At 61.2% G+C, this 22,820-nt stretch carries 19 protein-coding genes; 17 read left to right on the top strand and 2 right to left on the bottom strand.

The annotated features are described in order from the left end of the window. Positions 1 to 749: 749 nt before the first annotated feature. Positions 750 to 4,265 carry an autotransporter outer membrane beta-barrel domain-containing protein gene (locus BA190_RS17940; RefSeq protein ID WP_162275135.1) on the top strand — a complete coding sequence of 1,172 codons (3,516 nt, stop codon included), beginning with the start codon at positions 750 to 752 and terminating at the stop codon, positions 4,263 to 4,265. A gap of 285 nt (positions 4,266 to 4,550) precedes the next feature. Here the strand turns inward: BA190_RS17940 and BA190_RS17935 are convergent, their stop codons facing one another. Continuing rightward, positions 4,551 to 5,159, bottom strand: a complete 609-nt coding sequence (locus tag BA190_RS17935; RefSeq protein ID WP_068290301.1) for a L,D-transpeptidase — start codon at positions 5,157 to 5,159, stop codon at positions 4,551 to 4,553. Positions 5,160 to 5,357: 198 nt separating this feature from the next. Next, positions 5,358 to 6,851: a PLP-dependent aminotransferase family protein gene (locus BA190_RS17930; protein WP_245314800.1), complete on the bottom strand. Its 1,494-nt coding sequence runs from the start codon at positions 6,849 to 6,851 to the stop codon at positions 5,358 to 5,360. A gap of 245 nt (positions 6,852 to 7,096) precedes the next feature. Between BA190_RS17930 and BA190_RS17925 the strand changes: the two genes are divergently transcribed. The 16 genes from BA190_RS17925 (at position 7,097) to BA190_RS17855 (ending at position 22,801) form a co-directional block, all read left to right on the top strand. After that, positions 7,097 to 8,200, top strand: a complete 1,104-nt coding sequence (locus tag BA190_RS17925; protein ID WP_068290300.1) for a mandelate racemase/muconate lactonizing enzyme family protein — start codon at positions 7,097 to 7,099, stop codon at positions 8,198 to 8,200. Further along, positions 8,200 to 9,678, top strand: coding sequence for an aldehyde dehydrogenase family protein (locus tag BA190_RS17920; RefSeq protein WP_068290299.1), 1,479 nt, complete (start codon positions 8,200 to 8,202; stop codon positions 9,676 to 9,678). The genes BA190_RS17925 and BA190_RS17920 overlap by 1 nt, the downstream gene beginning before the upstream one ends. Before the next feature lie 137 nt (positions 9,679 to 9,815). Further along, positions 9,816 to 10,889, top strand: a complete 1,074-nt coding sequence (locus tag BA190_RS17915) for an extracellular solute-binding protein (RefSeq protein ID WP_371260340.1) — start codon at positions 9,816 to 9,818, stop codon at positions 10,887 to 10,889. 191 nt (positions 10,890 to 11,080) lie between these two features. Then, a complete protein-coding gene (locus BA190_RS17910; protein ID WP_068290291.1) occupies positions 11,081 to 12,157 on the top strand; it encodes an ABC transporter ATP-binding protein in 1,077 nt (358 codons plus the stop codon). Between the two features lie 5 nt (positions 12,158 to 12,162). After that, on the top strand, positions 12,163 to 13,032 hold the full coding sequence (locus BA190_RS17905) for an ABC transporter permease (RefSeq protein ID WP_068290289.1): 870 nt from the start codon (positions 12,163 to 12,165) through the stop codon (positions 13,030 to 13,032). A gap of 4 nt (positions 13,033 to 13,036) precedes the next feature. Continuing rightward, positions 13,037 to 13,903: an ABC transporter permease gene (locus BA190_RS17900; RefSeq protein ID WP_068290288.1), complete on the top strand. Its 867-nt coding sequence runs from the start codon at positions 13,037 to 13,039 to the stop codon at positions 13,901 to 13,903. A 114-nt stretch (positions 13,904 to 14,017) separates the two neighbouring features. Then, complete coding sequence (locus BA190_RS35985; RefSeq protein WP_156771575.1) at positions 14,018 to 14,179, top strand: hypothetical protein; 162 nt, start codon at positions 14,018 to 14,020, stop codon at positions 14,177 to 14,179. Positions 14,180 to 14,566: 387 nt separating this feature from the next. After that, complete coding sequence (locus BA190_RS17895; RefSeq protein ID WP_156771574.1) at positions 14,567 to 15,721, top strand: transporter substrate-binding domain-containing protein; 1,155 nt, start codon at positions 14,567 to 14,569, stop codon at positions 15,719 to 15,721. Positions 15,722 to 15,733: 12 nt separating this feature from the next. Next, entirely contained in the window at positions 15,734 to 16,342 is a 609-nt protein-coding gene (locus BA190_RS17890; protein WP_068290287.1) for an ANTAR domain-containing response regulator, read from the top strand. A gap of 462 nt (positions 16,343 to 16,804) precedes the next feature. Beyond that, positions 16,805 to 18,052: a transporter substrate-binding domain-containing protein gene (locus tag BA190_RS17885; protein WP_068290286.1), complete on the top strand. Its 1,248-nt coding sequence runs from the start codon at positions 16,805 to 16,807 to the stop codon at positions 18,050 to 18,052. A 71-nt stretch (positions 18,053 to 18,123) separates the two neighbouring features. Next, the gene (gene urtB / locus BA190_RS17880) at positions 18,124 to 19,014 is read left to right on the top strand and encodes an urea ABC transporter permease subunit UrtB (protein WP_068290284.1); all 891 of its coding nucleotides are present in this window, start codon (positions 18,124 to 18,126) and stop codon (positions 19,012 to 19,014) included. Positions 19,015 to 19,040: 26 nt separating this feature from the next. Then, entirely contained in the window at positions 19,041 to 20,135 is a 1,095-nt protein-coding gene (gene urtC, locus BA190_RS17875) for an urea ABC transporter permease subunit UrtC (RefSeq protein WP_068290283.1), read from the top strand. Further along, on the top strand, positions 20,132 to 20,929 hold the full coding sequence (urtD, locus tag BA190_RS17870; RefSeq protein ID WP_068290282.1) for an urea ABC transporter ATP-binding protein UrtD: 798 nt from the start codon (positions 20,132 to 20,134) through the stop codon (positions 20,927 to 20,929). The genes urtC and urtD overlap by 4 nt, the downstream gene beginning before the upstream one ends. After that, entirely contained in the window at positions 20,922 to 21,617 is a 696-nt protein-coding gene (gene urtE / locus BA190_RS17865; RefSeq protein WP_068290279.1) for an urea ABC transporter ATP-binding subunit UrtE, read from the top strand. The genes urtD and urtE overlap by 8 nt, the downstream gene beginning before the upstream one ends. Before the next feature lie 48 nt (positions 21,618 to 21,665). Further along, positions 21,666 to 22,118 (top strand): urease accessory protein UreE, encoded by a 453-nt coding sequence (gene ureE / locus BA190_RS17860; RefSeq protein ID WP_068290277.1) that lies wholly within the window; start codon positions 21,666 to 21,668, stop codon positions 22,116 to 22,118. Further along, on the top strand, positions 22,115 to 22,801 hold the full coding sequence (locus BA190_RS17855) for an urease accessory protein UreF (protein ID WP_068290275.1): 687 nt from the start codon (positions 22,115 to 22,117) through the stop codon (positions 22,799 to 22,801). The genes ureE and BA190_RS17855 overlap by 4 nt, the downstream gene beginning before the upstream one ends. Positions 22,802 to 22,820: the final 19 nt, after the last annotated feature.

Below are 22,820 nucleotides of genomic sequence, written 5' to 3'. Positions count from 1 at the left end.
AGGATTGCGGCGTTCTCCTCGACCGATGACATTGGCATCTCGGGTTGCGATCCAGCCATGGTCTTTGCCCCTGCTGGGTGGGGCGGAATTCAGGACTACGAGTTTCGGCTCGCGCAGGGTGAGATCAAGTGGGCAGGATACCGGGGTCGCTGCGCGCATGGTGCACAGACGGTCCGGCGAGGCGGTGCCAGGTGCCGTGATCTGCGTTCGACGGGGCCCGACGGCATGGCAATGATGGCGGCTGTCGCCGGCAACCAGGATCCAGGGCGAGACCGGCGCGCTTGAAAACAAGCTCGTGTTCAAGGCCTGCCATGAGCAAGGCGGCCTGACGTCGTTAAGATAAAGCTAATGTTCCAGTACCTGTGATTAGAGTGTGGAGCAAGCGATGACTGGCACATTCTGTCGCTAAATGACACTCTCTTTCTCTTTCGTGTAAAGGGGTTGTTGCATGTTTGCATCATCATCAAAAAAACTACAAACAACAGGCAGATGTATTTCACAAACAGAGCGTTATATTTCGGCATGGTGCTATCGATGTAATCGCGTGAGCGATTATTAGAGCGTTCTTTTCCGTCTCGCGTTCGGAAATCCAGGGGGCAAGTATAAACATGACATGCGGGACGCAGGGCGGCGGATCGGCGCGGATGGCAGGGCGCACATCGGTGCTTCGCCACTTGCTTCAAGGGTGTAGTTCCAGAGCGCTATTTATAGAGAGCGCGCTGTTCGCGACGATGTTGGCGGTAGCTGCGATGCCGTCCCAGGCCCTGGCCCAATGCGCCCCGGCGTCAGGGCCGCTCAACATCTCCTCCGGCAACAGCTGCGTCGATTCGAATGCAATCGGTACTTTCGATCGGTCGAGCAGCACTACGGACGTCGTCAACGTCTCCGGCGCAGGAAGCCAATACACCGGCATCCAGGTCAATCTGGAATCGAGTGGTCCCGGCTCCGGTGCCCATGCGACCGACGGTGGGACCATTGTCCTGAACGGCAGGCCGGAATCCGATGGAATATACCAAACCAGTAGCAATTTCGCCCAAGTCACTACGAATGAAACGAACAGCTACGGTCTCTACGCCGATAGTGGCGGTCAAATCAAAACAACTGGCGCAGTCGTTTATACATGGGGCGACGGCAGCCATGGCATTTATGCCACCGGGCTTGGCAGCAATGTAAATATGAACTTCGACGGAGTGCAGGTCCCGCCGGATACCGGGGTCCAAGCGGTGGTCACAAGCGGTGTCAACGCTTATGGTGTTTATGCGGCCAACGGTGGAACCGTTGAGATGACCGGCATTACAGGTCAGAGCGATAGCATTATAACTGACGGCGCGGGCAGCTCAGCGCTTGTCGTCGATTCAAAAGGTTCGATCACCCTCAACATTTTGAGTGCATACGTTAGCGCAGACAACACGGCGGGAGCGAAAGTCTCAGATACCGACAGCAGCTTAATTCTGAATAATAGCTATATAAATACTTATGGCAATAACAGTGCCGGGATGATCGTTTCCAACGGCGGGACGGGCACGCTCAATGGGAACAGCGCTGTCGTGACCGGCAATTATCACGGAACGCTGATTGATAACTCGGCCGCTCTCGTCGCCCAAGGCCTCGGCAGCACGATCGAAGTCAACGATGGCAGTAGTGTGACCACGTATGGTGCGAACAGTGCTGGCGCAGTGGCTCAGGCGGGGGGCACGATCGACTTCAAGGGCTACGGTATTTTCACCTATGAGACCGGATCAGCCGGCGCGGTGGCTGATGGGACCGACGGCAATGGTACGGCCAGCAATGTCATTCTGACGGATACCATCGTCCGCACGACTGGCCCCTCCGCCGCTGGCCTGAATATTGCGGGGGGCGGCAATATCGTCGTAACCGGCAGCGAGGTCACCACGGGCTATAAAGGTGGCTTTGGGGACTCCGGCGGCTTCTATCTCCAGGCCGATGTCGGCAAGAATTCCAATGGAGCGAACATCATCGGGACTGGAAGTACGCTGACGGCCACGAACAGCGACATCACCACGACCGGCGACGGTGCCATTGGTGTCGCGGCTGACCAATCCGGTATCGCCACCATCACCGGCGGCACGATCTTCACCCAAGGCAACCAGACTGACAGGGCCGCTGATGGCGTCTGGGCCGCTCGTGGTGGCAAGGTCACCCTTACCGGCGGCACGATTGTAGACACATCCGGCACGGCCGCGGCAGGTCTCCACGCGGGGGTGACGGGTGAAATCGACGCCACGAATGCGACGATCGCGACCCATGGGACAGGGGCGTTCGGCGCCCTGGCCGACGCGGGAGGAGCGGGGAGCAATGGAGGCGTCGTCAAGATCGATGCGTCCACCGTCACCACGGATGCAGCCGCGGGCCTCTCCGTCGCCGGGAATGGCCAGATAACCACGACCAATACCGCTGTGACGGCAGGGGGTAACAACTCGTCGGGTATTCTGGGCACGGGCGATGGCAAGGTGACGATGACCGGTGGCTCCCTGAGCGCCACGGGCGATCTGATCAGCGGTACGGCAGGAAACGTCGTCGCCGATCTGACGGGGGTCGCTCCAACCACGGGCAGCGGCATCTTGGTGCACGCCCTGGGCGGCACCACCAGCGGCAATTTCACCAACATGGCGATGACCGGCAACGTCGTGGGAGAGGTGGGCGCCAGGGCCAATGCAACGCTGAAGTCCAGCGTATTGACCGGCGTTGCCATCAATGCCGACAACATGACCGTCGATGCCAACAGCACCTGGAACATGACGGCCAGTTCCACGGTCAACAGCACCGGAACCAGCACCACCAACAATACCGGCTTGATCGTCTTCACACCGCCTTCGGGGGGCGCCTACAAGACGCTGACGACGTCGAATTTCGTCGGAGGGACGGGGGGCGCCATCGGCACGGTTGTCCTGAATACCTATCTGGGCAGCGATGGCTCGCCGTCGGACCAGATCGTGATCGATGGCGGCACGGCGACGGGCTCGACGGCCCTGACCATTGTCAACAATGGCGGCCCCGGCGCGGCGACCATCCATGACGGCATCGAGGTCGTGCACGTGATAAATGGCGGAACGACGAGTACCGACGCCTTTCATCTCACCAGAGCCGTTGCCGCGGGCGCCTACGATTACAATCTGTTCAGGGGGGGCCTTGATCCGGATACGGGTACGCCCACGGATGAGAACTGGTTCCTGCGCAATGTCGGCCTGAACGAGTCGACGCAGACCGTTCTGCCCTATGCGCAGATCCTGAGCGATTTCAGCTTCGCGACGCTGGGTACGCTGCAGCAGCGCACCGGAAACCGGGTCTGGCCGAACGGCGCTCCGCCGGAGACAATCTGGTGCAAGGATCCGGCCCAGAACTTCAAATGCAGAGTCAGTGGCGAACAGGCGAGCGTCTATGCCAATGGCGGCCCGGTGATCTATGGCCAGGGCGCCTGGGGGCGTATCGGCGGGCAATATTCGTCTTTTGATCCGAAAATCGGCTCGTCCTACACGCAAAGCCTCGGCTTCATGCAGGCCGGTTATGAGGGCGCTGTTTACGAGTCCGCCACGGGAACGATGACGCTCGGTGCCTACGGCACCATCGGCACCGCGCGCGCCGACATCGACATCACCCGTGACCCCGCAACGCTCGCGGCGCGAGCCAAGGGCAAGATCACGACGACGGGCTACGGCATCGGCGCCAATCTGACCTGGCTCGGCAATAATGGCTTCTATGCCGATGCCATCGCCCAATTCACCTGGTACGATTCGAGCCTGTCCAACAAGCCGGGTGGCAATAACCAGGGATGGTCTGGCGCCGCCAGCATCGAGGCCGGCAAGCGCATGGATCTCGGTTCCGGCTGGGCGCTGGTGCCGCAGGCGCAGCTTGCCTATTCGAGCGTCGATTTCGAAAAATTCACCGACGTCAACGGTGCCAGGCAAGAATTGGGCGAGGGCAACTCGCTGCAGGGTCGTATCGGCGTCAGGATCGAGCATCTCTCGAGCTGGCAGAACGCCAACAACAAGACCGACCGCCTGCAGGTCTATGGTATCGGCAACCTCTCCTATCAGTTTGTGAAGGGCACCAAGATCGACGTAGCCAACGTCTCGGTGCAACAGCAGAACAAGAGATTGTGGGGCGAGGTCGGGCTGGGCGGCACCTATGCCTGGAACGATGCCTGGAGCGCTTATGGAGAGGCCGACTATGCCACCGCCCTCTCCGCGGGCGCCGGCGACAACTATACCGTCAAGGGCACGCTCGGCATACGCTATAACTGGTAGGCAGGCCTTCCATCTGCCTCGGCAAAGATAAGTCCGGAGGCGCGCGTGAATTGCTGCACTCGCGCCTCATCCGCGACCGATCCATACGCGGATCCCGATGCGCCTTTGAAAGAATATTCAGAAACCAAGTGCCGAAGGGTCAGGACGAGTGACCGTACGAGACCGGGCACATGGCAAGCTTGCCGCAGCGTTCCGCATGCGTGCCAAGTCACCCACGACTTGCAAAACGCTCCGGCTGTCGCCGCGGTGGGCTGGACGCCTATTTCAACCTGCGCCGCTCCGGCTTTATTCGACGATCACCTTGGCACCGACGCCGGTACGGGCGTAGAGATCGATGACGTCCTCATTGAACATCCGAATGCAGCCGGAAGAGGCCTTGGTGCCGATGGTCCAGGGTTCGCTGGTGCCGTGGATGCGGTAGAGCGTATCCTTGCCATTGGCATAGAGATACAGGGCTCGAGCGCCGAGCGGATTGTCGGGTCCTGGCGGGATGGTGCCGGGCATGCCGGGTGCCTGGGCGAGCATCTCGTCGGTAGGATACCAAAATGGCCATTCAGTTTTGCGCTGAATGCCGGCCACGCCCTTCCAGGCATAGCCCGCCTTGCCGACAGCGATGGCATAGCGCCGCGCCTTGCCATCGCCTTCGATCAGAAAGAGCTTGCTGGCCCTGGTATCGACAATGATGGTGCCGCGAGCTTCGCTGGAAGGATAGTTCACATCTGCGACGACGAAATCGGCCGGAAAGCGGGCGCGGTTGATGAGGCGCACCGGATAACGTTCACCTGAAAGATGCGATGCATCCGCGGATACGGGATGGCCGGTGCTCGCGCAGCCGCCCAGGCCTCCCGGAACGAGGCTGCAGACAAGGAGGGCAGTTATCGTCGTGATTTTCATGACGCTCTCTTGCCAGACAGTTGCTGGAAGTGAAAAGAAAAAAGCGGATCTGCCACAGTGGAGCGATGCCGGATAACTGCTGGGTTTCCGGTGCCCCAAGGTCCGAAGCTGCCCGGTCAATACGCCGACGATGATGGTGGCTGAGAAAGCCGCGGCGATGATCCTGCGGGACAATACCCAGCGACCCCATCGATCGCCTTACATCGGCTGCTTCTCCAGAACTCGGGCCAGCACCTCCACGCCCTTGGCGATGGCCCGTTCGTCGATCGCGCTCACGCCGAGAACCAGCCCGCCCCGATCCTGCATCTGATTGATGCAGAACCGGCTGATGGGGGAGACCAGCAGGCCGACTGCATCGGCATCTGCCGCAACTTTCTCGTCCTGCATCGCCGGTGATGCAAATCGGCCAACCGCGTGAAATCCGGCAACGGAGCGGTTCGTCTGCAGCAGTCCCGCAAGATGCGTCGCGGCCGCTTCGTGGAAGACGGCATGGCGGCCGGCATAGATCTCGCGCATGCGGCGCAGATGGGTGGCGAAATGCCCTTCATCGATGAAGGCGGCCAGAACGGCCTGAATGCTGGAGGGCACGCCCTGGAGGAATGCGCCGCTGATGCGCTGGAAGACCGGCACCAAAGGTTTGGGTACGATGTAGAAGCCGAGCCGCAAGGCAGGGAACATCGTTTTGGAGAATGTGCCGACATAGATGACGCGTTCACCGGCATCACCGCTTTTCAAGGTCGGCAACGGCCGGCCATCATAGCGAAATTCCCCGTCATAGTCGTCTTCGATGATCCAGGCGTCGTTCCGGTTGGCCACAGCGAGCAGTTCGGCTCGCCGCGCCAGGCTCATTTCCACCCCTGTCGGGTGCTGGTGCGAGGGCGTGACGAAGGCGAGGCGAAAGTCCGGAGCCAGATCGAGACCGGCCTCGACGGAGAGCCCCTCCCGGTCGACGGGTACGGGGACGATCGAGGCGCCGCATGCGACCAGGCTGTTGCGTGCACCAATGGCGCCGGGATTCTCGAACCATACCCGGTCGCCCGGATTGAGAAGGACACGGCCGATCAGATCGAAGGCCTGCTGAGCACCGTTCACGATGAAGATCTGGTCGACATCGCATGAAAGGTCGCGATTGGCACGCAGGTGCTCCGCGATCGCCAGGCGCAGGCGCGGATGGCCGTTGGCGTCGGAATAACCCATGATATCTTCACGCGGCTCGCGCCAGTGCTTCGCGGTCAGGCGCGCCCAGACCGCCATCGGGAACGAGACATAGTCCGGCAGTCCGGTCACGAACGCGCGTACGCGGTGCGGATGGGACAGCCGCTGAAAGAAACGCGGCGAGGCGTCGGCAATGATGTCGGCGAGCTTGGCGGAAACCGGGCCGGGAGGTTGAACCACCAGGGCTTGTTCCGGCTTCCTGGTTTCGGCAAGATCCGACACGTAGGAACCCGATCCGGTACGCGAGACGATCAGGCCTTCCGAGGTCAGGCGCTCGAACACCGTCATCGCGGTGGTGCGTGATATCGCCAACTCCTTTGCCAGCGTCCGGCTCGACGGCAGGCGCTTGCCGGCAGGCAAGTGGCCCGATGTGATCAACTGGCGGATCGCGTTATAGACCTGGGTGGTTATGGATTTGTCCAAGGCGCGATCGACGGTGATCGAAAACAACAATTCGCCCGAGGACCTCTTCACCATTATCTGCGCTTCCCGACGGTTGAACAGCGAGTTCGCGGCATAGCGCGATGAATATACTCAATCGCGTTTGCTTTACGACTTCCCGGAACGGTTGCAGGCGATCTCGCCTCGACCGCCGTGAATCATTGGTCCGCCGATCCGCCATAACCGGCTTTCTGGTTTTTCGAAAGTGGACCTTATGACCTATGGACCGGTTTGGTAGCCAAACTCGATTGCACTGGCTTGCATTTTCGGGAAGAGCGGACTTGAAGATCAAACGCATCGAGACATTCTCCACCCAATTCATCGGCTTCGTGCGCATCACGGCCGAGGACGGATCCCAGGGACTGGGTCAGGTTTCGACCTACAATTCCGACATCACCTCGACCGTGTTGCACCGGCAGGTTGCGCCCTATGTCCTCGGTGTCGAATTCGACGATATCGATGCGCTTACCGACAGGGTGATCGAGCGCGAACACAAATTTCCCGGTTCCTATATGAAGCGGGCGCTCGGCGGCCTGGACACCGCGATCTGGGACCTGCGTGGAAAGGTGGCCGGATTGCCCGTCTGCACCCTGTTGGGTGGGACACCGGGCAAGCTGCGCGCCTACGCCTCCTCCATGAAACGCGACATCACGCCGATGGCGGAAGCCGACCGCTTCAAGCGCCTGCAGGATCAGTTCGGCTTCGACGCCTTCAAGTTCCGCATCGCCGCCGAATATGGCCATGACATCGACGAATGGCCGGGGCGTACGGAGGAGATCGTTCCTGCTATCCGCAAGGCGCTCGGCGACAAGGCGTCCCTGCTGGTCGATGCCAATAGTGGCTTCTCGCCCAGGCGGGCGATCGAGGTCGGAGCCTTGCTCAAGGACAATGGCATCGAGCATTTCGAAGAGCCCTGCCTCTATTGGGAGCTTGAGCAGACCAGGGAAGTGACCGAAGCGCTGGACATCGCCGTGACCGGTGGCGAGCAGGATTGCGAGATCCCAACCTGGCGGCACATGATCGAGATGCGGGCCGTCGATATCGTCCAGCCCGACATCCTCTATCTCGGCGGCATCAGCCGTACCCTGCGTGTCTGCGCCTTGGCGAGAGCCGCAGGGCTGCCGGTGACGCCGCACAGCGCCAATCTCGGGCTCGTGACGCTGTTCACCATGCATTTGCTGCGCGCCATCGAGGGGGCGGGCAAGTATCTGGAGTTCTCGATCGAGGGGCCGGACTATTATCCCTGGCAGGAAGGCCTCTTCGTCAAATCGCCCTATGCGGTCGAAGATGGCATGGTGACGGTTTCGAGCGAACCGGGCTGGGGTGTGGAAATCGATCCCGAATGGCTCGCCCGGTCGAGCTACCATGTCAGCGAGGTGGCGTGATGACCAAGACATCCACGATCGTTGCCGAGGATTTCGCACCGCTGCCCTCCAAGCATTTCATCCATGGCGGCTGGCGCCAGGCGGCATCGGGACAGGCGATGGAAAGCTTCGATCCCGGCTGCGCGGAGCCGCATGCGCGATTTGCGGCGGGAACGGCCGAGGATGTCGCCGACGCCGTCGCATCCGCCAGGGAGGCTCTGGCCGGCGAATGGGGCAGGGCGACGCCGGCCGAGCGTGGGCGTGTGCTGATGCGCGCGGCTGGCCTGATCCGGGAGAATATCGAGCGCTTCGCCGTCGCGGAGGTGCTGGACAGCGGCAAGACTCTGGCCGAGGCCCGCGGCGACGTGCGCGGTTCCGCGCGCGCCTTTGAATATTATGCCGGCGCCGCCGACAAACATGAGGGCAGGGCCTATCCGCTGGGGCCGGACTACACCTCCTATTCGATCGAGGAGCCTGTCGGCGTCACCGCCCATATCGTGCCGTGGAACTATCCCTTGTCGACCACCTGCCGCTCTATTGCGCCGGCCCTGGCCGCCGGCTGCACGGCCGTGGTGAAGCCGGCGGAACAGACGCCGATGACGGCGCTGCTGCTGGCCGAGATCCTGGTCCAGGCCGGCCTGCCGGATGGAGCCTGCAATGTCGTGACCGGCACCGGCGTCGCAGCCGGCGCTCCGCTGGTTTCGCATCCCGATGTCAGGCACGTCACCTTCACGGGCTCGACCGTCACAGGCATCAACGTGATGAAGGCGGCGGCCCAGAACATTGCTTCCGTCACGCTCGAACTCGGCGGCAAATCGCCCAACATCATCCTGGCGGATGCCGATATCGAGCTGGCGCTCGACAATGTCGTCGGCGCGATCTTCGAAAATGCGGGGCAGATCTGCTCGGCCGGTTCGCGGCTGGTGATCGAGCGCCCGATCCATGCCCAGTTCATCGAGAGGCTGGTCGAGCGTGCCCGCCGCCTCAAGATCGGCCATGGCCTGAGCGAGGGCGTCGATTTCGGCGCCATCAATTCGGCCGAGCACCTGGGCAAGATCGCGTCCTATCTCGATGGAGCCAGGGCACGGGGCCTCGAGATCGTCACCGGCGGCAAGGTGACCGTGGATCCGGCGACCGGCAAGGGCTGGTTCTTCGAGCCGACCATCGTGGACGGCGCCGATTGGCACGATCCGATCATCCAGGAAGAGATCTTCGGTCCGGTCCTGGCCGTGCAGGTGGTCGACGGCGTCGAGGAGGCGATCGCGGCAGCCAATTGCACGGACTATGCCCTGGTCGCGGGCCTGTTCACCCGTGACCTCGCCAAGGCGCATCGCATCGCCAGGGATGTCGATGCCGGCCAGGTCTTCGTGAACGAATATTTCGCAGGTGGCGTCGAAACGCCCTTCGGCGGCAATCGCCGTTCCGGCATCGGCCGGGAAAAGGGGCTCCTTGCGCTTTCCGCCTATACCCGGACCAAAACCGTGACGCTGCGGGTCTGACCGGCGAACCGCCAAGCGGCCTCATCATTGATTGAGAGTGGACCTTATATGCCGTAGCCAGGCCTTTCATAGTCGTGCAGGGAGGCAGGCTGACAGCTCGATCGGCCGCCTATCTATTCTGAGAGGGAACCGTGATCTTGAAAAAACTGATCGGAATGCTGGTCGGCGCCACCGCGGCCATCGTCGTCTCGAATGCGGCGAATGCCGAAACGCTGCGGATACTGACATGGGGCGGCTATGCGCCCGACAATGTCATTCAGTTGTTCGAGAAGGAATATCCGGACATCGATGTCGAGGTGACGCTTTCCAACAATGAGGAAATCATCGCCAAGCTGCGCGCAACCGGAGGAGCGGGTTTCGACCTCGCCCAGCCCAGCCATGACCGCATCTTTGCGGCGCAGCAGGAATACAACATCTACAAGCCTCTCGATTTGTCGAAGATCGACACTGCCGCCATGCAGGACAACCTGCTCGAAGCGGTGAAGACCAATGCCACGATCGACGGCAAGGTCTATGCCGTTCCCCATCAGTGGGGTACCTCCGGCCTGGTGGTCGACGCCTCGAAGGCTCCCGGCATCAAGGGCTGGGGCGACCTGTGCGATCCGCAGTACAAGGGGCGGACCTCGATGCGGCTGAGGCGCACGATCCTGCTCGGCATGGCCTTTTCGCTCGGCAAGGACCCCTTCGCTCTCTATGGCGACAAGGCTGCCTACCAGAAGATGCTGGATGAGGTGACCGAGAAGATGATCGCCTGCAAGGCCAATGTGAAGACCTACTGGAATGGCGGTGACGACCTGTCGACGCTGCTGCTGTCGGGTGAGGTCGTGGCTTCGGAAGCCTGGGATTCGACGGCCTTCAAGCTCTATGGCCAGAACAAGAACCTGGTCTATGTGCCGCCGCAGACCGGCGCTCTGGCCTGGATCGACACCTTCGCCATTCCGCGCAAGGGCAAGGCCGACGAAGCCGCCTACAAGTGGATCAACTTCGTCCTGCGTCCCGATATCGTCAAGCTGATGTCGGACTCGACCGGTGCGATCTCCGCGGTCAAGGGCGGCGTCGATCTCCTGCCGGATGACAAGAAGGCAGCCGTGAAAGTGGCCTTCGACGACAAGGCGCTGGCCAATCTGAAGTTCTTCGCCAATATCCCGGCGGGTCTGGAAGACCTGGAAGGCAAAGCGCTGGAACGCATCAAGGCGGCCGCCTCCAACTGACGTACTTTCCAGAAAAGTCGGTGGACTTTTCGAATGGAAAAATGCGTCAAGACAAAGAGCTGCGAGCAAGGTGCGATTGGAGGAAATCGCACCTTGCTCCAAGGTCTGTCTTCACGGCCCACGACAATGAACGGTTCGCGTGGGCTGGGAGCCCTGCGGACCAGCCATTCAGCCTAATTTCACGAGCTTCCATGCACGATCTTGAATGCGAGAGCCTGACCAAGAAGTTTGGCCGGTATGTTGCGGTCAACGATGTTTCGTTTGAAGTGCCGCGGGGCTCGTTCTTTTCGATCCTGGGGCCGTCCGGCTGCGGCAAGACCACGCTCATGCGGATGATCGCCGGGTTCGAGGCGCCGTCCAGCGGCGACATTCGCATCAAGGGCAAGTCGGTCCTCTCCGCGCCGCCGAACAAGCGAAGCGTCAAGATGGTTTTCCAGCATCTGGCCCTGTTCCCGATGATGAATGTCGGCGAGAATATTGCCTATGGCTTGCGCTGCCGCGGCGAGAACAAGGCCGACATTGGCCGTAAGGTCGCCTCGGTGCTGGAGCGCATCGGCCTGCCGGGCGTTGCCGAAAAGCAGGTCTCGCAATTGTCCGGCGGCCAAAAACAGCGCATCGCGATTGCGCGCTGCATGGTGCTGGAGCCCGATGTGCTGCTGCTGGACGAACCGCTCGGTGCGCTCGACCTCAAGCTGCGCGAACGGATGAAGATCGAACTGAAACAGCTGCAACACCAGTTCAACACCACCTTCCTCTACATCACGCATGACCAGTCCGAAGCCCTGGTGATGTCCGACAACGTGGCTGTCATGAACGCAGGACGCTTCGAACAGATCGGCTCGCCGCAGGAGCTCTACAACAATCCCAAGACCGGCTTCGTCGCCGGCTTCGTGGGCGATACCAATCGCTGGCCTGGGCGGGTGACGGCCTTCAGCAATGGCCAGGCCCGCATCGCGCTTGACGATGGCGGCGAGGTCATCGCCGTTGCGCGAGACGGCAAGGTCGCCGCCGGCGCCAAGGTCGAGGTCTTCGTTCGTCCCGAGACCATCGCCTTGGGAGAGAACCAGGACGGCAACCGGCTGGGCGGCGTCGTCGACAGTCTGTTGTTCAATGGCGCCAACAGCCGTGTGCTGGTGCGCCTGGACGGCGGTGGTCTCGTTGAAGTCGGCCATGCCGTGATGGACGGATCCTCGCCGGTCAAGCCGGGCGACAGGACCGACATTTCCTGGCGGAGGGATCACTGCCTCTGCTTCAGCCTGGCGGGGTAGGCGCGATGCCCCGTTCCGATGTCGGCAAATTGTCGCTGATCCTCTTGTTCACGCCGTTTGCGCTGTGGATGGTGTTGCTCATCGTCCTGCCGCAGCTGGGCATCGGCTATCTGTCCCTGCGCGAAAAGCTGGGGCCGGGCGAATATGCCTTCGGCTTCGCCAATTACGTCGACTTCCTGCGCGAGCCCGTCTACTGGAATACCCTGTTGCGCACAGCCTGGATGTCGGTGCTGGTGACGATCCTGGCCCTGATCGTCGGTTTCCCGGTCGCCTATTACATCGCCAAGATCGCCAATCAGCGTTCGCGCGCGGCCCTGTTCCTGATGTGCCTGATCCCGCTCTGGGTCAGCGACCTCGTGCGCGCCTTCGGCTGGATCGTGCTCCTGCGCGAGACCGGCCTGATCTCCGCCTTGCTGCAATATATCGGCCTTGCCAGCGGCCCGATCGAATTGCTCTACAACGATGTCACCGTGGTGATCGGCCTCGTCTACACCGTGGTGCTGTTCATGATCGTTCCCCTGGTCTCGACCCTGGACGGCATGGACAATTCGCTGATCGAGGCCGGCTACAATCTGGGCGGCAGCCGTTTCACCGTGTTTCGCCGCATCGTCGTGCCCTATGCCATGCCCGGCATCGTCGCCGGCTGCATCATCGTCTTCATGCTGACGGCCGGAAGCTATCTGACACCGATCCTGCTTGGCGGCAAGAACAGCATGTGGTTCACCGAGCAGATCTACGAGCAGTTCGTGACCCGTTACAACTGGGAGTCCGGCGCCACGTTCGGCGTGCTTCTCCTGGCGTTCACGTCCTTGGTCGTGTGGCTGGGGCTCCGGCTGACCGGGCAGAACCTGGCCTCCACGGTGGCGAAGGATTGAGCCAATGAACGTTGCCGCTCCTCAGTCTCTTCTCCTGCGCTGGATCTATGGCGGCTATATGCTCGCCTTTTTCCTCTACCTCGCCGCGCCCCTGGCCGCCGCCGCCATCTTCGCCTTCAACGATTCGATCTTTCCGGCACTGCCCTGGAAAGGGTTCACGCTGGAATGGTTCTTCGGCACCAGCGGTCCGAAGCTCGGTATGTTTCATGATCGCCGGCTGATGGAAGGCCTGTGGAACTCGCTCTATATCGGCCTGGTCGTATCGGCCCTGTCGGTCGTGGTCGGCACCTGCAACGCCTTCCTGTTCGAACGCAAGCAGTTCCCGGGCAAGAGCCTGCTCTATGTGCTGATGATCGTGCCGCTGGTCATTCCGGGCGTGATCCTCGGCATCTCCATCCTGGTGTTTGCAAGCGCCATCGCCAATGGTTTGGAGGACGGGCTCGGCCTGGAATGGGATTTTCTGCGGCCCGGCACTTTCCTTGTCGTGCTCGGCCAGTTTTCCTTCCTGGTCACCATCACCTCGCTGGTGATCGCGGCGCGCCTGCGCAAATTCGACGTGGCCCTGGAGGAGGCGGCGCTCAATCTGGGCGCATCGCGCCTGCGGGTGCTCCGCACCGTCACCTTGCCCTATCTGGCGCCGGCCTTGTTCTCCGCCTTCGTCGTGGCCTTTCTCGTCTCTTTCGAGAACTTCAACACCACCTTGATGCTGGTGGGGTCCGACGCGCCGCTGACGATCACCATGTATGATCGCATGGTCAAGGTGGGTTCCACGCCGGTTCTGAATGCCGTTTCCGTCTTCCTGATGGTCGGGTCGGGCCTGCTGGCGCTGCTCAGTATTCTCGTGCAGCGCGGCAAGGAACAGAAAGTCTGAGCGAGGCGCGCCGCCGCGTTCCAAGGTGGATACCCAAACTTTCGGGAATGGCGCTGCCCGCTATCGCAGCCTTCTTCCTCGATGGTTTTCTCATCGGGGAGGGGAAAGATGTTCATGCACCGGATTTCAGAACGGGTGATGGCTACCCTGTTGGCGACGACCGTTGTGGTCGCCGGCGCCAAGGCGGAGAAGCTGCGCACATGGGAGGGCGGCGACGCCTCGGACGAGGTAATCTCGCTGTTCGAAAGAAAATATCCCGACATCGAAGTCGAGTGACCCTGCCCAATAATGAGGAAATGATCGCCAAGCTTCGCGCCACAGGTGGATCGGGCTCCGATAAAGTCCGCACATGCCCTGGAGCCGGATCCAAGATGCGCTCTAGGTACCAGCGCACACGAAGTGGGATTACCGAACCGTCGAAATAGCTGGCTTTGCACATGAAACCCAGTTCATAGGACGGATGACACTCCAGTGTCGCACGCCGCTTACCGAGAGATTCGCAACACCACCCCTCTATGCCGTCCCGGGCTGGTGACGCATTGCGCTCGCCACCGTGCGAGTATACTCCTATAGCCGGAGAAACAGTGGCGTTTCCCGCTCTCGCCTTTGTCGACCGGCCCGACAGGCGTATTCCTGTCTGTGCTCCGTTCTCAGGTGATAGTTGTGACCAATGACGATTGGAAAATCGGCGTTCTATTTTCCAAGAGCGGCGTAACAGCTGCCGCGGAAATAGCCGAAGCAAATGCGACGCTCCTGGCCACCGAAGAAATCAACGCTGCGGGAGGCGTGCTTGGGCGAAGAATTGCGCCGACATTCTACGATCCGGAATGTTCCGCGCGTCGATATCGCGAACTGGCCGTTCGGCTCCTGACCGAGGACCGGATCCAGGCCATCTTCGGTTGCTATATGTCGACGGCCCGAAAGGCCGTTCTTCCGGAGATCGAGGCCTATCGCGGATTGTTGTTCTATCCTACATTTTATGAAGGATTTGAATATTCCAACAATTGCTTCTACACGGGTTCATCGTCAAATCAGAATGCTGTCCAATTGGCGCAGTATCTGATCGAGAATTACGGCAAGAGATTTCTGCTGGTTGGTTCAAATTATGTTTTTCCATATGAATATAATCGCGTCGTAAGCGATCTGGTTACCTTGGCCGATGGAACGATTCTGGATGAGATTTATGTTCCGGTCGAAGCGGTTCGGAAGGACTTCGACAAGGTCATCAAACGTATAAGAGAGCTCAAGCCGGACGTGCTGGTGTCCAACGTCGTTGGCACGGGAGCGGTGCTCCTCTATCAGGCCTATCGTGAAGCGGGCTTCGACCCCAATTCGATGCCCATTGCCAGCTTGGCGACGACCGAGGCCGAGGTGGCCCTGATGCCGGCGGGATTGGCTGCAGGCCACCTGACGGCTGCCTCGTTTTTCGAGACCTTGGACACGCCTGCCGCCAGGCGTTTCGTTGCGGCTTTCAAACAGCGTTTCGGCGAGGGGGCGCCTGTGACAGCCAGCGCGGAAGCCGCGTATTTTCAGACACATCTCTACGCAGCGGCGCTTGAGCGGGCAGGGACCGACAATCCCGACGCCCTTGTGCGCCACTTGGCGGGCTTGGAATTCGACGCACCGCAGGGGCGGATTCGTATTGACCCCGACAACCATCATACGGAGCTGTGGGCCCGTATCGGCAGGCTCAATCCGCAAGGCAAATTCGACGTCATCTGGGAGTCGGAGACACGGGTAAGGCCGGACCCTTATTTCGTCACGGCGGCGCATGATGGCTGGGCCAGCGGCCTGACCCGCGCGCGTCGCAAGGCCTGATGGGAGCAGGCGATGACAGCCCATCTGCTCAAGGATCTCAAAGGCCTGCGTGTGCAGGTCATACATCCGCCCGATGCCCAGGGCGTGGCGCTGGTCGAACATCTGCGCCGTATCGGCTGCAGTTGTGAAACGACATGGCCGCTGCCACAGGCCGTGAGTGCGACCGCCGTCGTGGTCTTGGTCTCCATCGAGCAGGAAAACCGGGACAAGATTCTGCGCCTTTTCAGGCCTGTCGAACCTTCGGACCCCGCCGTCCTGGCCGTCGTCTCGTTCGAGGATCCGAGCACGCTGCAAGTGGTGCTGGAGTGCGGGGCACTGGCCGTCATCGAGAGGCCCATTCGTCCCTTCGGATTGCTCACAAACCTGATCATCGCCCGTTCGCTCTGGATGGAGCGCCAAAGCGCGGCCAAGCGCATCCGCAAGCTCGAACGCAAACTCGCCGGCAACAACCGGATCTTGAGAGCCAAGACCATCCTCATGGAAACGCAGGGGCTCAGCGAGCCGGAAGCCTATGAAAGCATACGCAAACAGGCGATGGGCAAACGCGTGGCAATGGACGATGTCGCCACCGCAATTATCAATGCTTATGAGCTCTTGACGTTCAAGGAAAGTCGTGCCTAGTATGAAACTTAGTTGACGTCCGGTGAAACGGCGTCAATCTCGGCGATGGACAGTGTAGTCCGCGCCATTTGGCTGTGCAGCCCGCAAACTCCCGTTCGGAGTTGGCGGGTTTTTTGTTTTGGTTGGGCCGACAAGGCTGTTGGCCTCCTATCCTGCAATATCGGCGACACTGAGCATGCGCGAGCCGGCGCATGCGAGGCAATGCTTTTACTCTCTATCCGAAATCTCTGACCAGACCTTGTCGCCTGGGGCTTGTGTGCGCCCAGGCGGCAGGACCCACATCGAAAAGAAGGAACCCAGTTCATCGTCTTTCGACGGCAGCCTCCCGCCGAGATTGGAGAGGCTGGACCGCAATGGTCAGGGCGTGCTCGGCACGCCCGCGAGACTTCCGAATGATCCTGCACGGCCGCGAGGGGCGGCTCGAAGACAAGGACGCGCCCATCGAGGCGCAGAGGAGGGGTAATGAACGACAAGACAAGGCGTGCCTTTCTCAAGGCAAGCGGATTTGCGGCTATGGGACTGGCGGCACCGGCCATCCTGCGTCTGGGCGATCGCGCCTGGGCAGCCGAAGAGGTGCCGGTCGGCATCATGTATTCGCTCACCGGTACGACGGCGATCGTCGAGAAATCGATGAATCAATGTGCCCAGATGGCAATTGCGGAGATCAATGCCAAAGGAGGCGTGCTCGGCAAGCAATTGCGCCCGGTGATCGAAGATCCTGCTTCCGAGCCGCGCACCTACAGCGAAAAAGCACGCAAGCTGGTGATGGAAGACCAGGTGCCCGTCATCTTCGGTTGCTACACCACCGCCAGCCGCAAGGCGGTTCTGCCCGTGGTCGAGCGTCGCAAAAGCCTGCTGGTATGGCCGACCTGGTACGAGGGAGAGGAGTGCTCCAAGAACGTGCTCTATGCCGGATCCGCGGTCCCAAATCAGCAGCTCGAGAATTCGTTGCCATGGCTGAAAAAGAAGCTCGGACGCAACAAGCTCTTCATCGTCGGTTCCGACTATGCCTTTCCTCGGGGCATGGCCAAGACTTCGAAAACCATCTGCCAGAAGATCGGCATGGAAGTGGTCGGCGACGAATATCTTCCGCTCGGTCACACCGAATGGGCATCGATGGTGTCCAAGATCGGATCGAGCGGGGCGGACGTGATCTTTTCCAATGTCGTCGGAGATTCAATCGTCGCTTTCTATCGCGAGTTGCGCAACCAGGGCTATAGTTTCGACAAATTGCCTTTGTGCTCCTCGACCACGACCGAAGTCGAGATCAAGGCCATGGGGCCGGAATATGCCCTCGGCAGCTACGTATCACTGCCCTATTTCCAGACTGTCGAAACGCCGCAGAACCAGGCTTTCGTGAAGGCGTTCAAGGCCTATGCCGGCGCCGATGCCGTAACCCATGCCGCCATGGAGGCTGTCTATATCGGCGTTCACATGTGGGCGATGGCGGCTGAAAAAGCCGGTGAATTTTCGGCCAAAGGGGTGGTTTCGGCCGTCGGCGGGATGTCCTTCGACGCCCCGCAAGGCAAGGTCACGATCGACCCGCAAAACCTCCACAGCTACCTGACGCCCCGCATCGGCAAGACACGAGCCGATGGATTGCTCGACATCGTCGATCAATATCCCGAACCGCTGCTGCCGCTCCCCTATTCCAGCGTCGGGGAAAGCGCGGAGAAGCGTCTCTGCACCACGAGCGGCGCATCGCTCTAACGCGTCAACGGTCGGACTCCAGGCCGTTGCAGGCGCTGCACGGCCACCGGCCACTTGCGATCGGGTTTGAGATGGAAACCTTCGTCATCGGGCTGAGTATTGGGTCGATCCTGTTCATGGTCGCGCTCGGTCTTGCGATCATTTACGGAACCATGAAAGTCATCAATCTCGCCCATGGCGAAATGGTGATGATCGGTGCCTACGTCACCGTATTGGCGACCCGTCATCTGGGCTTGAATATCTATCTGTGCCTGCCCTTGGCGTTCCTCGTCACGGCGATCTTCGGCCTGGTGATCGAACGTTCGGTCGTCAGCCGCCTCTACGGACGTCTGCTTGATACTCTGCTGGCGACCTGGGGCATCGCCCTCATTCTTCAGCAACTCGTCCGCATCCATTTCGGGTTGGCACTGTTCGGCATCAAGATCGATGGGCTCGGAGCGGACCTGCAAAATGTCCCGGTACCGGTCGAGCTGCAGCAGACTTGGCATCTGCTGGGAGCCAATATCCCCGTCTATCGGGCCTTTGTCTTCGGGGTTGCCGTCCTGCTTGGGGCCGCGACCTGGTGGCTCCTTTACCGCACGCGATTTGGTAGCCAGCTAAGAGCCGTATCGGTAGCCAGGAACACGGCTGCCGCCTGCGGCGTCAACGACAAGAAGGTCAATGCCCTCGCCTTCGCCTATGGCTGCGGCCTTGCGGGTGTAGCAGGCGTTCTCGTCTCCGGGTTCAAGACGGTGTCGCCGGACATGGGAACGTCCTATGTCGTCGACGCCTTCCTCGTGGTGGTCGCCGGAGGCGTGGGCCAGTTGCTGGGTACCTTCGCCGCGGCCGGAATACTCGGCGAGGTTCAGAGCTTCGTCGCCACCTGGCTCAATGATGTGTATGGCCGCACTGTTCTGTTTGCCGTGGTCATCCTCATCCTGCTGTTCAAGCCGCAAGGCCTGTTCGTGACCAAGAGCCGCTGACACTCCCAAAGACCATGGATGAGCGTATGACATATCGAAGCACTTCCATTGCCGCCTACATAGTGTTCTTTGCGGTGGTGTTCGCCCTCCCGTTCTTCCTCAACAGCTTCTGGACCAATCGGGTTGCGACATATCTCGTCTATGCAATCTGTGCCGTCGGGATAAGTCTGGCCTGGGGCTATACGGGAATACTTAGCCTCGGCCAGGGCCTGTTCTTTGGAATGGGCGCCTATATGCTTGCCATGTCGCTCACGCTGGCGGTGCCGGAAAACAACCCCGTGCCGGATCTGATGCTGCTCAACATGCAGCCGGATGCCGTGCGCGATCTTTGCTGCGTGACCCCGGGTTCCTTCCTGTGGATTCCTTTCAGATGGATCGCGATCGGCATGGTGGCGGGATTGCTGGTGCCCTGCGCCCTGGCCGCGGGACTTGGCTATGTCATGTTCAAGCGGCGCACGACGGGTGTCTATGTCAGCATCATCACCCTGGCGTTCGCGCTGATCGGGCAACTGCTCGTGATCAACAATCAGCCCTTGACCGGCGGCTTCAACGGCCTTGCCAGCTTTGCCCCGCTGACGATTGCCGGTTTTGAATTCGACCCTTACGGGCCCAGTGTCTATTACGCCGTTGCCGGCATTCTGTTCCTCGTCGTGCTCGGACTTCGCCTGCTTCTTTCGGCCCGCATCGGACAGGTTCTCAAGGCGATCCGCGAGGACGAGGCCCGGGCCCGCTATCTGGGCTATGACGTCGAGAGCTACAAATTGTTCGTGTTCTGCCTCTCGGCCACCATAGCAGGGCTGGCAGGCATGTTGTTTACCCTGACGGCGGAGTTCGCCTCGCCCTCCCTGATGGCGACATCCTTCAGCATCTCCATGGTGATCTGGGCCGCGACGGGCGGGCGAGCCTCCCTGCTGGGGGCCTGCATCGGTGCGCTGCTGGTGAATTTCGTCGGCTCCTATGCCAGCGAAAATGCCGTGCTCCAGCCGGTCTGGCCGATCATCCTGGGCGGGTTGTTCGTTTTCGTGGTGCTGGTGATGCCCAATGGCCTCGTGGGCCTCATCAAGGCGTGGTTCGAACGCACCCCGCGTGACAATTCCTCGCGACGGGAGGCTTACCCATGAACGCCGTGACCAGGATACAGGCTGCGCGACCGCAGGCCGCGACCCCGCCCATTCTGACGACCCGCCAGCTCACCGTCCGCTTCGATGACTTTCCGGCCGTGAGCAATGTCGACCTGTCCATCGAGGATGGTGAACTGAGGGTCATCATCGGTGCGAACGGTGCCGGCAAATCGACGCTGCTCGACCTGCTGTGCGGCAAGGTGCTCCCGTCGGAAGGCGAAATCTGGCTGCGCGACCGCAACATCACCGGCATCGGCGAGGCGGCGATTGCACGCAGCGGTGTCGGCCGGAAATTCCAGACACCCGCCGTCTTCAAGGAGATGACGGTGCTCGAGAATTTGCAGATCGCAAGCAACCGGTACGTCAAGGTTCGCGACAATCTGTTCCGGCGCTTCTCGCGGGGGCCGAGCGACCGGGAATTGGCGGTCGCCGAACGGACGGGGCTGTCTTCCTTCATAAAGCGCAAGGCCGGGGAATTGTCTCACGGCCAGTTGCAATGGCTGGAGCTGGCCATGGTCCTCAGCCAGGATCCCAAGGTCATTCTTCTCGACGAACCAGCCGCCGGAATGACCGCCGCCGAAACCGACAAGACGGCCGAGCTCCTGCTGGCACTGGCCGGCGAACACACCGTGCTCGTCATCGAGCATGACATGGCGTTCGTGCGCAGGATCTGCCGCACCATAACCGTTCTCCACCAAGGTTCGGTCCTGGCGGAGGGAACGGCGGATGACATCGAGAAGAACCCCGCCGTCATCGAAGCCTATCTCGGTTCTGCGACGCTCAGCCATGCTTAAGATCAGCCATGTCAATGCCTTCTATGGCACCAGCCACATCATCCACGACCTCGACCTGGAGATACGCAAGGGCGAGACATTCTGCGTCCTCGGCCGCAATGGCGTGGGCAAGACCACATTGCTGCGCAGTCTTCTGGGCATTGGGGTGCGCACCACGGGGAGCATCGAGTTCCAGGGCCATGAGATCGGCAGGGCCCTGACCCATGATCGCGCCCGGCGCGGCATCGGCTATGTGCCCCAGGGGCGGGAAATCGTTCCAGGCATGAGCGTGCTCGACAACATCCTGCTTGGCTGCAATGCACGCGCCGATCGCAAGACCGACGTGCCACCGCTTGTCTGGAGCCTCTTTCCATTCCTGAAGGACCATCTTGGGCGGCGTGGAACAAACCTCTCGGGCGGCCAGCAGCAGCAATTGGCCATCGCCCGCGCTCTCGCCACCGATCCAAGCCTCCTCATCCTGGATGAGCCCACCGAGGGCATCCAGCCCAACATCGTGGAAGACATCGAAAGGGCGATCATCGCGCTCAACCGCGATCACGGCCTCACGATCATCCTGGTCGAACAGAAGATCCGCTTCGCTCGAACGGCGGCACATCGCTTCGCCATCCTTGAGAAAGGGCGTGTCGCGGCGGCCGGCCCAAGCAGCGAACTCACTCACGAACTCGTCCATCGGCACATGAGCCTGTAGCGCGTCGCAACGGCGGACGCCGCAACCGAACAATGGGAGGAACCCAGCATGCTTCGCATCGAAAGCCTTGTCGGCGCCAGCACGGATCCCGGACTGCACGAGCATCTTCATCATCTCGAACATCACGGTGATCTGGAAGTGGTCAAGATCGCCGTCGGGGACCTTGATCGTCGCCGCTTGCTCGCCCGGACCGAACGTGGCGAGGAACTCGCCATCACACTTCCGCGCGACCAGAAGCTGTTCGACGGGGCGGTGCTGCTCATGGAAGCCAGGCGAGCCATCGTCGTCAAAGCCGGGGAGCAGCGCTGGCTCCGGCTTTCGCCGCGCGGGACCGAAGAAGCGCTGGAGCTGGGCTACCATGCCGGCAATCTGCATTGGCGCGTGCGTTTCGAGGGCAGGGACCTGCTGGTGTCGCTGGATGGCCCGGTCGCCGACTATATCGCGCGCATAGACCCGCTGGTCAGGAGTGGAGCCGTTCTCGCGGCCGAAGAGCACCAATGAGCACGCTCGATCCGAGCCCTCTGCTCGTGGCCCTGCAGCATGCCGACAGCCAGTTTCCATCCGGAGGCTTCGCGTTCTCCCAGGGGCTGGAAGCGTCCGCGCTCCTGAAGGACACGCTGGGTGGCTGGGACCTGGCCGATTTCATTCTCACGCAGCTCGGCCAGCGCTGGGCCGAGGCCGATCGCGTTGCCCTGATCAGGGCCCACCGCTGTGGAAGCGAACTGGCAGGAGTGGCGGAACTGGACCTTGAGGTCGAAGCGTCGACCTTCGTGGACGGGCTCAGGGCCGGTTCGCGCCGGAACGGCATGGCACTGCTGACGACCCATGCCCGCATCGGTACGCCGCAAGCGTCGCAGTACCGGGCATTGGTGCGTGAGGGCTCCGCCTGCGGGCATCTGGCCGTCATGCAAGGCCTGCTCTGGCGGGCGGTCGGGCTCGACGAAACCGCGGCCGCCTCGATCAGCGGCTACCAGGCCGCCGCATCGCTCGCCACCGCAGCGATCAGGCTGGGCCTGATCGGCGCCATCGAAGCGCAGGCCATCCTCACCACGGCCCTGCCGGTCATCGCCGGAATTTGTCGGGAGCCGATAGCAGACGACGAACCGATCCGCTCGTTCAATCCGTTGACTGAAATCGCCGTCTCTTTTCATCGCGGCGGCGGCCAGCGGTTGTTTTCCAACTAGCCCGATCAAAGAGGGAAGC

It is taken from the genome of Labrys sp. WJW (genome assembly GCF_001676615.1).
In the GTDB taxonomy this organism is placed as follows: Bacteria; Pseudomonadota; Alphaproteobacteria; order Rhizobiales; family Labraceae; genus Labrys; species Labrys sedimenti.
This window is presented reverse-complemented; position numbering and strand designations above follow the sequence as displayed.

What these genes read in the sequence shown, in the direction of transcription:
- BA190_RS17905 (WP_068290289.1), top strand. Translation starts at nt 12,163, where the DNA reads ATGCCCCGTTCCGATGTCGGCAAATTGTCGCTGATCCTCTTGTTCACG.
- BA190_RS17920 (WP_068290299.1), top strand. Translation starts at nt 8,200, where the DNA reads ATGACCAAGACATCCACGATCGTTGCCGAGGATTTCGCACCGCTGCCC.
- BA190_RS17885 (WP_068290286.1), top strand. Translation starts at nt 16,805, where the DNA reads ATGAACGACAAGACAAGGCGTGCCTTTCTCAAGGCAAGCGGATTTGCG.
- BA190_RS17900 (WP_068290288.1), top strand. Translation starts at nt 13,037, where the DNA reads ATGAACGTTGCCGCTCCTCAGTCTCTTCTCCTGCGCTGGATCTATGGC.
- BA190_RS17935 (WP_068290301.1), bottom strand. Translation starts at nt 5,159, where the DNA reads ATGAAAATCACGACGATAACTGCCCTCCTTGTCTGCAGCCTCGTTCCG.
- BA190_RS17930 (WP_245314800.1), bottom strand. Translation starts at nt 6,851, where the DNA reads ATGGTGAAGAGGTCCTCGGGCGAATTGTTGTTTTCGATCACCGTCGAT.
- ureE (WP_068290277.1), top strand. Translation starts at nt 21,666, where the DNA reads ATGCTTCGCATCGAAAGCCTTGTCGGCGCCAGCACGGATCCCGGACTG.
- BA190_RS17910 (WP_068290291.1), top strand. Translation starts at nt 11,081, where the DNA reads ATGCACGATCTTGAATGCGAGAGCCTGACCAAGAAGTTTGGCCGGTAT.
- urtC (WP_068290283.1), top strand. Translation starts at nt 19,041, where the DNA reads ATGACATATCGAAGCACTTCCATTGCCGCCTACATAGTGTTCTTTGCG.
- BA190_RS17855 (WP_068290275.1), top strand. Translation starts at nt 22,115, where the DNA reads ATGAGCACGCTCGATCCGAGCCCTCTGCTCGTGGCCCTGCAGCATGCC.
- urtB (WP_068290284.1), top strand. Translation starts at nt 18,124, where the DNA reads ATGGAAACCTTCGTCATCGGGCTGAGTATTGGGTCGATCCTGTTCATG.
- BA190_RS35985 (WP_156771575.1), top strand. Translation starts at nt 14,018, where the DNA reads ATGCACCGGATTTCAGAACGGGTGATGGCTACCCTGTTGGCGACGACC.
- urtD (WP_068290282.1), top strand. Translation starts at nt 20,132, where the DNA reads ATGAACGCCGTGACCAGGATACAGGCTGCGCGACCGCAGGCCGCGACC.
- urtE (WP_068290279.1), top strand. Translation starts at nt 20,922, where the DNA reads ATGCTTAAGATCAGCCATGTCAATGCCTTCTATGGCACCAGCCACATC.
- BA190_RS17940 (WP_162275135.1), top strand. Translation starts at nt 750, where the DNA reads ATGCCGTCCCAGGCCCTGGCCCAATGCGCCCCGGCGTCAGGGCCGCTC.
- BA190_RS17890 (WP_068290287.1), top strand. Translation starts at nt 15,734, where the DNA reads ATGACAGCCCATCTGCTCAAGGATCTCAAAGGCCTGCGTGTGCAGGTC.